Raw genomic sequence first — 13,460 nt, 5'->3', positions numbered from 1 at the left:
GAGGCGAATCAGCTCAGGGCTGCCAGCACCTTGTCGGTGATGGCTTCGACCGAGCCGACGCCTTCGATGTGGCTGTACTTCGGCTTGCCGCCGTTGGCGGCCGACAGCTTCTGGTAGAAGTCCACCAGCGGCTTGGTCTGGCTGTGGTAGACCGACAGGCGATGACGTACGGTCTCTTCCTTGTCGTCGTCGCGCTGGATCAGGTCTTCGCCAGTGACGTCGTCCTTGCCTTCCACTTTGGGCGGGTTGTACTGGATGTGGTAGGTACGGCCCGAGGCCAGGTGCACGCGACGGCCGGCCATGCGCCCGACGATCTCTTCGTCGTCGACGGCGATTTCGACCACGGCGTCGATCTCGACACCGGCGGCGACCATGGCTTCAGCCTGCGGAATGGTGCGTGGGAAACCGTCGAACAAGAAGCCCTTGGCGCAGTCGGGCTGGGCGATGCGTTCCTTGACCAGGCTGATGATCAGCTCGTCGGAGACCAGTTGGCCGGCATCCATGACTTTCTTGAGCTCCAGGCCCAGCGGGGTGCCGGCCTTGACGGCGGCACGCAGCATGTCACCGGTGGAGATCTGTGGAATACCGAACTTCTCGGTGATGAACTTTGCCTGAGTACCTTTACCGGCCCCGGGAGCTCCCAGCAGAATTACGCGCATCTTGTGCTCCTCATATTTTTCTATGTGAATCAACGGATTCGGCGCTCAGGGCCAACTCCGAAAAATCGGGTGAGACCGAAAATCGGTCAAAAGGCTGCTCAAGATACACAGCGCCCGGCAAGCAGACAAGCGCCGCCAGGTGGCAGGAAATCGCCACTTGCCCCCTGGGGGCGAGCGGGTTGCGCCCGGCGCAACCGGCTTCGCCTCCCTCGCTCGAAGGGCCTATGCCCCCCGGGCGCGACCCTGCTTGCGACACTTCAACCGGTGTTGCGCAGGCCAGCGGCGATCCCCGCCACGGTGACCAGCAAGGCTTGCTCCAACGGGCTGTCCAGAGCGGCTTCGCGGCTGCGCGAACGCGCCAGCAACTCGGCCTGGAGCAGGTGCAGCGGGTCCAGGTAGGTGTTGCGCAGGCTGATGAACTTCAGGGTCTCGGGGCTGTGCGCCAGTAGCACCGGCTGCCCGGTCAGCCCCAGCACGACCTGGCACGACTGCGACAATAGGTCGCGTAGATGCACCCCCAACGGACGCAGCTGCGGTTGCACCAGACGTTCGTCGTAGGCCTTGGCGATCTCGGCGTCGGCCTTGGCCAGGACCATCTCCAGCATGTCGATGCGCGTACGGAAGAACGGCCACTGTTCGCGCATCTGCTCCAGCAGCGTGCCCTGGCCACGTGCCAGCGCGTTGTTCAAGGCGGTCTCCCAGCCCAGCCAGGCCGGTAGCATCAGGCGCGTCTGGGTCCAGCCGAAGATCCAGGGGATGGCGCGCAGGCTCTCGATACCACCGGCGCGGCGCTTGGCCGGGCGGCTGCCCAGGGGCAGGCGGCCCAATTCCTGTTCTGGCGTGGACTGACGGAAATACTCGACGAAGTCCGGGTTCTCGCGCACCACGCCACGGTAGGCCTTGACGCCATCGGCGGCGAGTTGGTCCATCAGTTCGCGCCAGGCGGGTTGCGGTGGAGGAGGCGGCAACAGGGTGGCCTCGAGCACCGCGGCCAGGTACAGGTTGAGGTTCTGCTCGGCGATGCCCGGCAGGCCGAACTTGAAGCGGATCATCTCGCCCTGCTCGGTGGTGCGGAAACGCCCGGCCACCGAGCCCGGCGGCTGCGACAGGATCGCGGCGTGGGCCGGGCCGCCGCCACGGCCGACGGTGCCGCCACGGCCATGGAACAGCAGCAGTTCGACCTGGTGCTCGCGGCAGATGCGCACCAGCTCCTCCTGCGCCCGGTATTGGGCCCAGGCCGCTGCCGTGGTGCCGGCATCCTTGGCCGAGTCGGAGTAGCCGATCATCACCTCCTGCGGGCCACGCAGGCTGGCCCGGTAGCCCGGCAGGCCGAGCAGGCGCGCCATCACCGGGCCGGCGTTGTCCAGGTCGGCGAGGGTCTCGAACAGCGGTACCACGCGCATCGGCCGGGTCAGGCCGGCTTCCTTGAGCAGTAGCTGCACCGCCAGCACGTCCGAGGCCGAACCCGCCATGGAAATCACGTAGGAGCCCAGCGACGCCGCCGGTGCGGCGGCGATCTCGCGACAGGTGGCGAGCACCTCGGCGGTTTCGGCCTGGGGCTGGAAGTGCGCCGGCAGCAGGGGACGGCGGTTCTTCAGTTCGGCCTGGAGGAACTCGATGCGCTGCTCCTCGTCCCACTCGGCGTAGCGCCCCAGCCCCAGGTAGTCGGTGATCTCGGACAGCGCGTCACGGTGGCGGGCAGCGTCCTGGCGCACGTCCAGGCGCACCAGGAACAGGCCGAAGGTCACCGCCCGGCGCAGGCTGTCGAGCAACGGGCCATCGGCGATCACGCCCATGCCGCAGGCGTGCAGCGACTGGTAGCACAGCTCGAGCGGGGCGATCAGCTCGCGGTTGTCCACCAGCACCTCGGTGGTGACCGGCTGGCTGGCGCCCAGCGAAGCCTGGGCCCAGGCGCGGGTAGCCCGCAGGCGTTCGCGCAGTCGCTTGAGCAGGGTGCGGTAGGGCTCGGCGCTGTCGCCCACTTGCGCACGCAGGGCCTCGCTGGCCTGCTGCATGGACAATTCCGCGGCCAGGTAGTCGATGTCGCGCAGGAACAGGTCGGCCGCCATCCAGCGGGCCAGCAGCAGGACCTCGCGGGTCACCGCAGCAGTCACGTTGGGGTTACCGTCGCGGTCGCCGCCCATCCACGAGGCGAAGCGGACTGGCGCGGCCTCCAGCGGCAGGTGCAGGCCGGTGGCCTCGAACAGGGCCTTGTCGACCTTGCGCAGGTGGTTGGGAATGGCCTGCCAGAGCGAATGCTCGATCACCGCGAAGCCCCACTTGGCCTCGTCCACCGGGGTCGGCCGGCTGCGCCGGATCTCTTCGGTGTGCCAGGCCTCGGCGATCAGCCGGCGCAGGCGCTCACGCACCTGGCCGCGCTCGGCGGGCGTCAGGTCGCGATGATCCTGGGCCGCCAGTTGGCCGGCGATGGCGTCGTATTTCTGGATGAGGGTCCGGCGTGCCACCTCGGTGGGGTGGGCGGTGAGCACCAGCTGGATGTCCAGCTTGCCCAGTTGCCTGGCCAGGGCCTCGTCGCCGTGCCCGGCCTGCTTCAGGCGCGCCAGCAGCTCAGGTAGCACGCGTGCCTCGAAGGGCTCGGGGCGCCCAGCGTCGCGGCGCCGGATCAACTGGTACTGCTCGGCGATATTGGCCAGATTGAGGAACTGGTTGAAGGCCCGCGCCACCGGCAGCAGGTCGTCGTCGGCAAGGTCGGCGAGGGTCGAACTCAACTGTTCGGCCCCGCCTTGGCGGTCGGCCTTGGCACTGTGGCGGATGTCCTCGATCTTCTGCAGGAAGGCATCGCCATGCTGCTGGCGAATGGTTTCGCCGAGCAGCTCTCCCAACAGGTGGACATCCTCTCGCAAGCGTGCATCGATATCGGTCATCGGCCCTCTCTCCGGCGCGGTCGGCCCGCGCATCGCCCAGGAACTCTTGCCCAAGAGTGCCTACAGCGGGGCCGGCCTGGCAAGCCGGGCGATGGGGACAAGCGGCAAGCTGCAAGTAAAAGCGGCCCGTGCATGATTCGCTTGCCGCTCGAAGCTTGCGCTCAGCGACTAAAGTGAATGCAGGGCATCCCAGGCGATGCCTCATTTCAGGTTGCGTGCAGAGGTCATCATGAAAATCCGCGAACTCGTCCAGCGCTGGGAACAAGATGCCACGGGCCGGCTGAGCCCCACCGGGCACGTCCTGCATCTGGACCTGGAATCCGAGGCGCGCCTGGCCGCGCTGACCGAGATGTACCCCAAGCGCAGCACCGAGGAGCTGCTCGGCGAACTGGTCGCCGCGGCGCTCGAGGAATTGGAGGCCAGCTTCCCCTACGTCAAGGGCCAACAGGTGATCGCCACGGATGAAGAAGGCGACCCGTTGTACGAAGACATCGGCCCCACGCCACGCTTCCTGGCCCTGTCCCGGCGTCACCTGCAAGCCGCGCTGGGCAAGGCGGGCGAAGACAACCAGGGCTGAGTTCCAGCGGCGCGCCAGGCGCCCTGGATACCGCCGCGCGGCCTGGAAGTTCCCGGAAAAAACACTGACTTGTCAGTCAGAAAAAGTCACCCGTTTTGGGTGATTTTTTCTGAACTATTCGAAAAACGCCTCAGTCACAGCCAATAGCCATCACGCTAAAACCCTGCACACCTGGCGTTGTGCACAGTTCGGCTGAGTGCTCGCGGATGACAGGGAAAGAGCGATGGAGTGCTACGGACATCGTCGTTATCAGGAGTGATCCAATGGAGCTGACCACCATGAAGACCCGCACGTTGAAACCTTCACCCACTCACCTGCGCGGGCTCAGGCTGGCTGCGCTGGCGCTGGGTAGCAGCCTGCTGCTGGCCGGCTGCGCGGGCAACCCGCCCACCGAGCAGTATGCCGTCACCCAGTCCGCGGTGAATTCCGCCGTCAGTGCCGGTGGCACCGAGTTCGCAGCGGTGGAAATGAAGGCGGCCCAGGACAAGTTCAAGCAGGCCGAGATCGCCATGCACGACAAGAAGTACGACGAAGCCAGGCGCCTGGCCGAACAGGCCGAGTGGGACGCCCGCGTCGCCGAACGCAAGGCGCAGGCCGCCAAGGCCGAGAAGGCCCTGCAGGATGCCCGCCAGGGTGTCCAGGACTTGCGTGAGGAAGGCCTGCGCAGCGCTGAATGAGCGTTGTCCCGCCACCTTGAGCCTTCGCTAACGATCAAAGGATGAACACTATGCGCAACTACGTCATGATTCCCGCCCTGCTGGCCCTGAGCGTAGGCCTGGCTGCCTGCTCCCATGACCCGAACCCGAACCTTGAGTCGGCCCGCACCAACTTCTCCGCGCTGCAGAGCGATCCGCAGGCCAGCAAGCTGGCGGCCCTCGAGACCAAGGACGCCCAGGACTGGCTGAACAAGGCCGACAAGGCCTACCTGGACCGCGAGGACGAGAAGAAGGTCGACCAACTGGCCTACCTGACCAACCAGCGCGTCGAAGTGGCCAAGCAGACCATCGCCCTGCGTTCGGCCGAGAACGAACTGAAGAATGCCTCTGCCCATCGCGCCCAGGCCCGCCTGGACGCCCGCGACGCGCAGATCCGCAAGCTGCAGGAGAGCCTCAACGCCAAGCAGACCGATCGCGGGACCTTGGTGACCTTCGGCGACGTGCTGTTCGACTTCAACAAGTCCGAACTCAAGAGCAGCGCCTTCCCCAACATCACCAAGCTCGCCCAGTTCCTCCAGGAAAACCCTGAGCGCAAGGTGATCGTCGAGGGTTACACCGACAGCGTCGGCTCGGCCAGCTACAACCAGGGCCTGTCCGAGCGCCGTGCCAACAGTGTGCGCATGGCGCTGGTACGCGCCGGGGTCGATCCGGCACGCATCGTCGCCCAGGGTTATGGCAAGGAATACCCGGTGGCCGATAACACCACCAACTCCGGCCGTGCCCAGAACCGTCGGGTGGAGGTGACCATCTCCAACGACAACCAACCGGTGCAGCCGCGTTCGGTGAGCCACGTGCGCTGAAGCTTGTAGCGCCTCGAAAGCGTGGGGCCGCGTTGCGGCCCTTTCGCGACACAAGGCCGCACCCACTGCATGACACATGCTTCGTGGGCATTGCCGGGGGCCTGTGGGGGCGAAGCGGCCTGGGATACCTCGATCACTGCACCTGCTGCGGCGTCTCCTGCCCCATGCAGCGGATCGCCCGCTTGCGGTTGTCCACCAGCACGCCGGTCAGGCCCTTCTGTTGGGTGTCGAACAGCACCAGCACGCCGTCGATGCACTGGGCGACCTGGGGAGCGGGGGCGAGGGAGACCTTGTAGTCCTCGCCGGGGATGGTCTTGAGCATGGTGTAGTCCTGCAGCAACAGGGCATCCTCGGGCTTGGCGAAATGCACGTAGCCGTAGTACCAGAGGGTCCCGACCGTCACGATGATGCTGCCGACGGCGGTCAGGATCAGCGGGATGGCGTTGCGTTCTTCACTCATTGCGCGTTCTTCTCGTCAGGGTAGTTGGGGACTTCGGCCAAGCGCCGAAGGCCGTTGAAATGGCTCGGATCGTCAAGAAAACGCAGCATCACCTGGCGCCACGTCGGGTCGGCGAAGGTCTGTACGTGGCCACCTCGGGTCAGTTGCAACACCCGTGGCGGGGGGGCGTGCTGGTACAGGCGGATGGCGTTGTCCATGGGCACCAGGTTGTCGTCGATGCTGTGGAAGAACAGCTTGGGCGGGCTGTCCAGGCGCTCGATCGAGCGGATCGCACTGTCACCGTCCGGAACCAGCCAGGACAACGGCACCTGCAACGGCCAGGTCAGCCAGGACGTCCCCAGGGCGAAGCGCCCCACCTCGCGGTAGCTGGCCGGCACACCGTCGAACACCAGCGCACTGAAACGCTGGCGTTGTTCGGGGTGGGCAGCCAGGTAATGGATGGCCATGGCCCCGCCCAGGCTCTGGCCCAGCAGCACCAGCGGCTTGCCCTCGACCTCGGGCGCCTTGTCGAGCCAGTCCAGGGCTGCGGCGATGTCCTGGTAGACATCCGGCAGGCGCGCCTTGCCCTGGGACAGGCCATAGCCGCGGTAATCGATCATCAGCACCTGGTAGCCCTGTTCCGGCAACCAGTAGCTGCCACCCAGGTGCCAGGCCAGGTTGCCGCCATTGCCGTGCAGGTGCAGCACCGTGCCCTTCACCTCGACCCCCGCCTTGGCCGGTAGCCACCAGCCGTGCAGGCGCACGCCGTCGGCGGTGACCAGCGACACCTCGCGAAAGGCCAGGCGCGCCTTCTCGGGGGTGAACGGCTGGCCCGGTTCCGGGTAGAACAGCAGGCTGCTGCAGCCGCCCACGCCGAGCAACAGCAGCCCCAGGCACAGGCCGCGGCAGGCGTCAGAGAATGTTCGCGTAGTCGGCTTCAATACGGTCCAGGCTCAGGTGGTTGAGGAAGTTGGAGAAGCACATCCAGGCCGACAGCGCATTGAGGTCGCGGAACTGCTCCGGCAGGTACTTGGGCGGCTCCACCAGGCCTTCCTCGACCAGCTGGCGCAGGGTACGCATGTCTTCCAGGGTGGTCTTGCCGCAGAACAACAGGGGGATCTGCTCCAGCTTGCCCTTCTTCACGGCCAACTGAATGTAGTTGTAAACCATGATGAAGCCCTTGAGGTAGGACAAGTCCTTGGTGAACGGCAGGCCATCGGGCACCGAGCCACGGAACACCCGGCTCGCGTTGCTGTAGCTCTGCGCCATCTCGAAGCCCTGGCCACGGAAGAACTCGTAGACCTGCAGGAAGTCCGCGCCTTCCTCGACCATGTGGATGGCCCGGGTGCGGTTGGTCAGCTTGCGCAGGCGGCTGGGGTAGGAGGCGAAGGCGATCACCTCCATGAGGATGGCCAGGCCCTCCTGGGTCACGGTCGAGGAGGGCGGCCCCTTGGCCAGGAAGGTGCAGATCGGCTGGTTGAGGCCGTTGAGGGTGGTGCCCACGTGCACCAACCCCTCGTGCACCTCCAGGGCGCGCACGTCGCGATTGTTGAACAGGGCGTCGGCGCGCACCTTGATGTAGTCGGCACCGGCCGCGGCATCGGCGACGATGCCGTCGGACTCGAACACGCGGATGGTCTCTTCGGCCTCGCCGAACACCTTGTTCAGCCGTCGCTGGAGGATCTCCACGGCTTCCTTGGCGGTCAGGTTCTTCGGCTCGTCCTTGAGGTCGCCGCGGCCGTCGATGTTGTTGAGGTAGTCCGAGAGCATCAGGCCCAGGTCGGCGAGCGTCGGGTCGCCGGCATGGAAGGCATCGGAGGCCGCGCCATACAGCTCCTGGGAGATCAGGCCGAAGTCTTCGGTGCCGCGCGCCTCGAGCATGCGCACCACCATGCGGTACTCCTTGCACATCCGCCGCATGATCTGGCCGACCGGATTGAACTGGCCGAGCTGGCGGGTGATGTCACGCTCGATGCTCTGGAATTCCGACTTCACCGCGGCGGAGTCGAACGACAGGGGCCGCCCCTGGTAGTAGGCACGGTCCACCGCCGGCGGCTCCTTGCCCTTGGCCTTGAGGAAGCCCTGGCGGATGTTGTCGTCCCATTTCACCGCATCGAGTACGCGGATGGGGGTCTGCGCCGCGACGATGCGATCGGACAGCGTGCGTATGGTCTGCTGGTACTCGTCCACCCCGGGACTCCTTGCTCGGATCGCTTATCTGCCCACGCGCTGGAAACGCGCCACTTCGACGAACAGGTCGGAATTGGCCGGATCGTCCAGGTAGGCCAGGACCCGCTCCGCCGGGCTGTCGATCAGCACGCCCGGGCCGTTGTCCTCCAGCCCCTCGGTGCTGCGCCCGCTCAGTTCCTTCTGCCCCACCGCCTCCTGGACCTGGTCGACATCGAGGTTGTAGACCACCAGTTCCTTGCCGTCGATCACTTCGAAACCGCCGATCAGGAAGTTGCCACCCAGGCGCTTGGGCACGCCTGCCGACAGGTACCAGCGGTTGCCATGGCGGGAGACGGTGAAGACGTATTCCTCGGGGGCCTTGCCCTTGGCCGTGGCCACTGCCCGGTAGGCATCGGCGCCGCTGCGGCTGATGGCCAGTGTCAGGGGCTCGCCCCAGGCGTCCTTGCTGCTCCATTTGCCGAGCAGTTCCCTGGGCGCGGCCTGGTTGCTGGGCAAGGGTTCGTGGAAGGTCACCAGACAGCCGCCCAGCAGCAGGAATGACAAGGTCAACAACACCACACGCCAGGCTTTCATCGGGTTCTCCTTGAAAAGGTCGGGGCCAGCCCGGGCCGCTCGCAGCTCAGGCCGATGCCAGCACCAGATGCAGGTACCGGGTAAGGATAGCGAGCATCTGCCCATCGGCTTGAGAATTCGCGTCCTTGAGCAGGCACTGATATTCCATCTGCTCGATTATCGCCGTCAACATCTGGGCATCCTGCTCGGGATGGCGCGACCCGACGACCTGGAGCATCTGCCGCGCACCCTGCAGGAGGATCTGCTCGTGGGCACACACCAGCTCGGCCAGGCGCGGGCACAGCAGCGCCTCCTGGCGGAAGGCCTGTTCGGCCATGAGGAAGTCGCGGCGGCTGTGGAACTGGCGGCTGACGTAGTCGGCGGTCATGCGTGCCACCTCGTCGGCCAAGCGTGCACGCGACTGCGGGCTGCCGTCGCCCTGGGCGAGCAACTGGCGCAATACCACCTCGGTATTGGCCCACAGCTTGGCCATGTACGCGGCGCTGCGCTCGACGTACTGGGCGAAGGTATCGGTGAGCAGGTCCTCGATGTCCTTGAAGTAGTAGGTGGTGGCCGATAGTGGCACTCCCGCCTCGGCGGCCACCGCCCGGTGGCGCACGCCACGCACGCCATCGCGCACGACGATGCGCATGGCGGCGTCGAGAATCTGCTGGCGGCGCTGTTCGCTGCCCTGGCGGGCGGTCTTGCGCCCTTGGTACTGCACGCTTTCGGCGACGGCGGTGGCCACGCCTGCCGCGCCTTGTTGGGCCATTGCGGGTGTCACGTCGGGTACCTCTGAAAGTGGAAGCGGTGGGATGCAAGCTGCAAGCGTCAAGCTACAAGAAAAAGCCTGTGCGCAGCCAGGCAGCGAAGCGGCCCCAAATGACAGCTGGAAATCTTAACTGACCGGCGCGGTGCATGCCGAATGGCGCTTTCCTGTGGCGTGCAACTTGTCGCTTGCCGCCCAAAGAAAAGCCGCCTCGAAAGGCGGCTTGTTCAGGATGCTCAGGCCTGTGGACGCATGTGCGGGAACAGGATCACATCGCGGATCGACGGCGAGTTGGTCAGCAGCATCACCAGGCGGTCGATGCCGATGCCTTCGCCGGCGGTCGGCGGCATGCCGTACTCCAGGGCGCGGACGAAGTCGGCGTCGTAGTGCATGGCTTCGTCGTCGCCGGCGTCCTTCTCGGCCACCTGGGCCATGAAGCGCTCGGCCTGGTCCTCGGCGTCATTGAGCTCGGAGTAGGCATTGGCGATCTCGCGGCCACCGATGAACAGCTCGAAGCGGTCGGTGACGCTCGGATTCTGGTCGTTGCGACGGGCCAGCGGCGAGACTTCGAACGGATACTCGGTGATGAAGGTCGGCTGCTCCAGCTTGCTCTCCACCAACTCCTCGAAAATCATCACCTGCAGCTTGCCCAGGCCCTCGTGGCCCAGCACCTTGGCGCCGGCTCGCTTGGCGATTTCACGGGCCTTGTCGACGTCCTGCAGGTCGGCCTCGGTGATGTCCGGGTTGTACTTGAGGATGGCCTCGAGCACGGTCAGGCGGGCGAATGGCTCGCCGAAATGGAACACCTTGTCGCCGTACGGCACGTCGGTGCTGCCCAGGACCAACTGCGCCAGCTCGCGGAACAGCTCCTCGGTGAGGTCCATGTTGTCCTTGTAGTCGGCATAGGCCTGGTAGAACTCGAGCATGGTGAACTCGGGGTTGTGCCGGGTCGAGACGCCTTCGTTGCGGAAGTTGCGGTTGATCTCGAACACCTTCTCGAAGCCGCCGACCACCAGGCGCTTGAGGTACAGCTCCGGCGCGATGCGCAGGAACATGGCCATGTCCAGGGCGTTGTGATGGGTCTCGAACGGCTTGGCCGCGGCGCCGCCGGGGATGGTCTGCAGCATCGGCGTCTCGACTTCGAGGAAGTCACGCTTGGCCAGGAAGTTGCGGATGTGCGAGATCACCTGGGAACGCACGCGGAAGGTCTTGCGGGTGTCCTCGTTGACCATCAGGTCGACGTAGCGCTGGCGGTAGCGCTGCTCGGTGTCGGTCAGGCCGTGGTGCTTGTCTGGCAGTGGGCGCAGCGACTTGGTCAGCAGGCGCACGTCGGTCATCTCGACGTACAGGTCACCCTTGCCGGAACGGGCCAGGGTGCCTTCGGCGCTGATGATGTCGCCCAGGTCCCAGGTCTTGACCGCGGCCAGGGTTTCTTCCGGCAGGGTCTTGCGGTTGACGTAGACCTGGATGCGCCCGGTCATGTCCTGGATGACCATGAACGAGCCACGGTTGAGCATGATGCGGCCGGCGACCTTGACCGGGATCGCTGCAGCTTCCAGCTCTTCCTTGGTCTTGTCGACGTACTGCTTCTGCAGGTCGTCGCAATAGCTGTCGCGGCGGAAGTCGTTGGGGAAGGCCTGGCCCTTGGCGCGCTCGGCGGCAAGTTTTTCCTTGCGCAGGGCGATCAGGGCGTTTTCTTCCTGTTGCAGGTCTTGCGGTGCGGTGTTGAGGTCGCTCATGTCGTCAATCTTTCCATCACGGGTTCGTTGCCCCTGCCAGGCAGGGATCGCGGCGCTTCGGTGGCCTGGGCAGGCCCGCTCGGGGAACGGGCCGTAGCTTGCATCGCGGTATCGGTGTGCGGTTCAAAGCCCCTGCTTGAGGCTCGCTTCCAGGTATTGGTCGAGGTCGCCATCCAGGACCTTCTGGCAGTCGCTGCGCTCGACGCCGGTACGCAGGTCCTTGATACGCGAGTCATCGAGTACGTAGGAGCGGATCTGGTGGCCCCAGCCGATATCCGACTTGCTGTCTTCCAGCGCCTGCGAGGCGGCGTTGCGCTTTTGCATCTCCATCTCGTACAACTTGGCCCGCAGCATCTTCATGGCGGTGTCCTTGTTGGCGTGCTGGGAGCGTTCGTTCTGGCAACTGACCACGGTGTTGGTCGGCACGTGGGTGATACGCACTGCCGAATCGGTGGTGTTTACGTGCTGGCCACCGGCACCGGAGGAGCGGTAGGTATCGATGCGCAGGTCAGCCGGGTTGATCTCGATCTCGACCTTGTCGTCGATCTCGGGCGACACGAACACCGCCGAGAACGAGGTATGGCGACGGGCACCGGAGTCGAACGGGCTCTTGCGCACCAGGCGGTGCACGCCGATCTCGGTACGCAGCCAGCCGAACGCGTATTCGCCCTTGATGTGCACGGTGGCGCCCTTGATACCGGCGACTTCACCCTCGGACAGTTCCATGATGGTGGCGTCGAAACCGCGCTTGTCGGCCCAGCGCAGGTACATGCGCAGCAGGATGTTGGCCCAGTCCTGCGCCTCGGTACCACCGGAGCCGGCCTGGATGTCCAGGTAGGCGTTGTTCATGTCCATCTCGCCGCTGAACATGCGACGGAACTCAAGCTGTGCCAGGCGTTCTTCCAGGCCCTCCAGCTCGGTCACGACGTCGCCTACGGCGCCTTCGTCATTTTCCTCGACGGCCATGTCGAGCAGGTCCTTGCAGTCGGCCAGGCCGCCGGACAGTTTGTCCAGGGTCTCGACGACCTGCGCCAGCATGGCGCGCTCGCGGCCCAGCCCCTGGGCATATTCGGGCTTGCTCCAGACGGCAGGGTCTTCCAGTTCGCGGTTGACTTCGATCAGGCGGTCAGCTTTTTGATCGTAGTCAAAGATACCCCCGAATGGACTGGGAACGCTCGGTAAGGTCCTTGATGGTGTTCAGGATCGGTTGGATTTCCATGGGTGCGCGGCTCTCGTGCGAATTCGGTGAAAAGCCCGCGAGTATAACCGAGTATGAGGGGTGCCTCCCACCCCCACTTGTCCCGTGCCGCCGCTGCTGCGGGCTACTGGATTCGATAGGCCCGCATGAACAACCCGACCACTTCCCGCACATGCGCCTCGGCCTCATCTCCTTGCAGGGGCGGCGCGCAGCCCAGCAGCAGGCGATAGTCCGGCGCCCCCTTGACCAGGCAGAAGAAATGCTCGGCCGCGCGCCACGGGTTGTCGATGCGCAACAGCCCCCGCTCGCCGACGCAGCGCAGCAATGCCTCCATTTCACCCAGCACCCGCTTGGGCCCGGCTTCCCAGAAGTACTGGCCGAACCCTGGGTCCTGGCTGCCCAGGGCAATGATCAGCCGGCTCAGCTTGACCGACTCGTCGCTGCTGATCAGCGCGTGGAACCCCCGGGCGATGTTCAGCAACACCTGCTCCAGCGGCACGCCTTCGGGCAGTTCGAAGATCAGGTCGGGCAACTGGGTCTGGCAGGTCGCCATGACCGCCGAACCGAACAGGGTCTGCTTGTCGGTGAAGTGGCTGTAGACGGTGAGCTTCGAAACACCTGCCGCCGCAGCGACCGCATCCATGCTGGTGTTGGCATAGCCAAGGCTGAGGAACAGCGTCTTGGCCGCTTCGAGGATGGCCTCGCGCTTGGCCAGGTCCTTGGGCCGGCCGGGGCCGATGGGTGCGTCGTTGGGCATTGGAATCCGTATCTGGTTGGAGGAGCGACCATCTTACCGGGTCGTGGGTCATACCGCTGCTCTGGATGTCGCGACGTCGTTGCGTTTTCGCCGCTGTGCCTGCTTCCACACCCCGCTTCCCTGACTTAATATACTCGCCAGTATAAATATTCGATGCGTTCCTTGCGAAAGGTCATTCA

General features: G+C 65.3%; 13 protein-coding genes. 3 read left to right on the top strand and 10 right to left on the bottom strand.

Translation table 11 applies throughout. The features are described from left to right. Positions 1-8: 8 nt before the first annotated feature. Together adk and ppc are read right to left on the bottom strand one after the other, a co-directional pair. On the bottom strand, positions 9-659 hold the full coding sequence (gene adk / locus ABFA30_RS18095; RefSeq protein WP_253079928.1) for an adenylate kinase: 651 nt from the start codon (positions 657-659) through the stop codon (positions 9-11). A 257-nt stretch (positions 660-916) separates the two neighbouring features. Beyond that, positions 917-3,544 (bottom strand): phosphoenolpyruvate carboxylase, encoded by a 2,628-nt coding sequence (gene ppc / locus ABFA30_RS18090; RefSeq protein ID WP_225787302.1) that lies wholly within the window; start codon positions 3,542-3,544, stop codon positions 917-919. Between the two features lie 229 nt (positions 3,545-3,773). Between ppc and ABFA30_RS18085 the strand changes: the two genes are divergently transcribed. The 3 genes from ABFA30_RS18085 to ABFA30_RS18075 all read left to right on the top strand — a co-directional run bounded on the left by ABFA30_RS18085 (position 3,774) and on the right by ABFA30_RS18075 (position 5,637). Beyond that, positions 3,774-4,121: a pilin assembly protein gene (locus ABFA30_RS18085; RefSeq protein ID WP_225787303.1), complete on the top strand. Its 348-nt coding sequence runs from the start codon at positions 3,774-3,776 to the stop codon at positions 4,119-4,121. A gap of 263 nt (positions 4,122-4,384) precedes the next feature. Then, positions 4,385-4,798, top strand: a complete 414-nt coding sequence (locus ABFA30_RS18080; RefSeq protein WP_225787304.1) for a DUF4398 domain-containing protein — start codon at positions 4,385-4,387, stop codon at positions 4,796-4,798. Between the two features lie 50 nt (positions 4,799-4,848). Further along, entirely contained in the window at positions 4,849-5,637 is a 789-nt protein-coding gene (locus ABFA30_RS18075) for an OmpA family protein (protein ID WP_225787305.1), read from the top strand. A gap of 133 nt (positions 5,638-5,770) precedes the next feature. Here ABFA30_RS18075 and ABFA30_RS18070 read toward each other — a convergent pair whose 3' ends face one another. From ABFA30_RS18070 to ABFA30_RS18035, 8 genes are all read right to left on the bottom strand, one after another. After that, a complete protein-coding gene (locus ABFA30_RS18070; RefSeq protein WP_225787306.1) occupies positions 5,771-6,097 on the bottom strand; it encodes a hypothetical protein in 327 nt (108 codons plus the stop codon). Then, complete coding sequence (locus ABFA30_RS18065) at positions 6,094-7,017, bottom strand: alpha/beta hydrolase (protein WP_225787307.1); 924 nt, start codon at positions 7,015-7,017, stop codon at positions 6,094-6,096. Before ABFA30_RS18065 ends, ABFA30_RS18070 begins: the two co-directional genes overlap by 4 nt. Then, the gene (locus ABFA30_RS18060) at positions 6,989-8,266 is read right to left on the bottom strand and encodes a flavohemoglobin expression-modulating QEGLA motif protein (RefSeq protein ID WP_225787308.1); all 1,278 of its coding nucleotides are present in this window, start codon (positions 8,264-8,266) and stop codon (positions 6,989-6,991) included. The genes ABFA30_RS18065 and ABFA30_RS18060 overlap by 29 nt, the downstream gene beginning before the upstream one ends. Positions 8,267-8,290: 24 nt before the next feature. Then, positions 8,291-8,839 carry a hypothetical protein gene (locus ABFA30_RS18055; protein WP_225787309.1) on the bottom strand — a complete coding sequence of 183 codons (549 nt, stop codon included), beginning with the start codon at positions 8,837-8,839 and terminating at the stop codon, positions 8,291-8,293. 46 nt (positions 8,840-8,885) lie between these two features. Continuing rightward, positions 8,886-9,590 carry a TetR/AcrR family transcriptional regulator gene (locus ABFA30_RS18050; RefSeq protein ID WP_225787310.1) on the bottom strand — a complete coding sequence of 235 codons (705 nt, stop codon included), beginning with the start codon at positions 9,588-9,590 and terminating at the stop codon, positions 8,886-8,888. 233 nt (positions 9,591-9,823) lie between these two features. Continuing rightward, on the bottom strand, positions 9,824-11,326 hold the full coding sequence (gene lysS, locus ABFA30_RS18045) for a lysine--tRNA ligase (RefSeq protein ID WP_253079931.1): 1,503 nt from the start codon (positions 11,324-11,326) through the stop codon (positions 9,824-9,826). Positions 11,327-11,449: 123 nt separating this feature from the next. Next, positions 11,450-12,545, bottom strand: a protein-coding gene (gene prfB / locus ABFA30_RS18040) for a peptide chain release factor 2 (protein WP_225787312.1) whose coding sequence is annotated in 2 segments (ribosomal slippage) — positions 11,450-12,472 and positions 12,474-12,545 — 1,095 coding nt in all. Because the reading frame shifts where the segments join, the coding sequence is not laid out codon by codon here. 103 nt (positions 12,546-12,648) lie between these two features. Then, positions 12,649-13,281, bottom strand: a complete 633-nt coding sequence (locus ABFA30_RS18035; RefSeq protein WP_225787313.1) for a TetR/AcrR family transcriptional regulator — start codon at positions 13,279-13,281, stop codon at positions 12,649-12,651. Between the last annotated feature and the right edge of the window lie 179 nt (positions 13,282-13,460).

The sequence above is a fragment of the Pseudomonas sp. HLMP genome (assembly GCF_046365545.1).
GTDB classification, from domain to species: domain Bacteria; phylum Pseudomonadota; class Gammaproteobacteria; order Pseudomonadales; family Pseudomonadaceae; genus Aquipseudomonas; species Aquipseudomonas guariconensis_B.
Note: the sequence above shows the minus strand (reverse complement) of the source record. Positions and strands in the feature narration are given on the sequence as shown.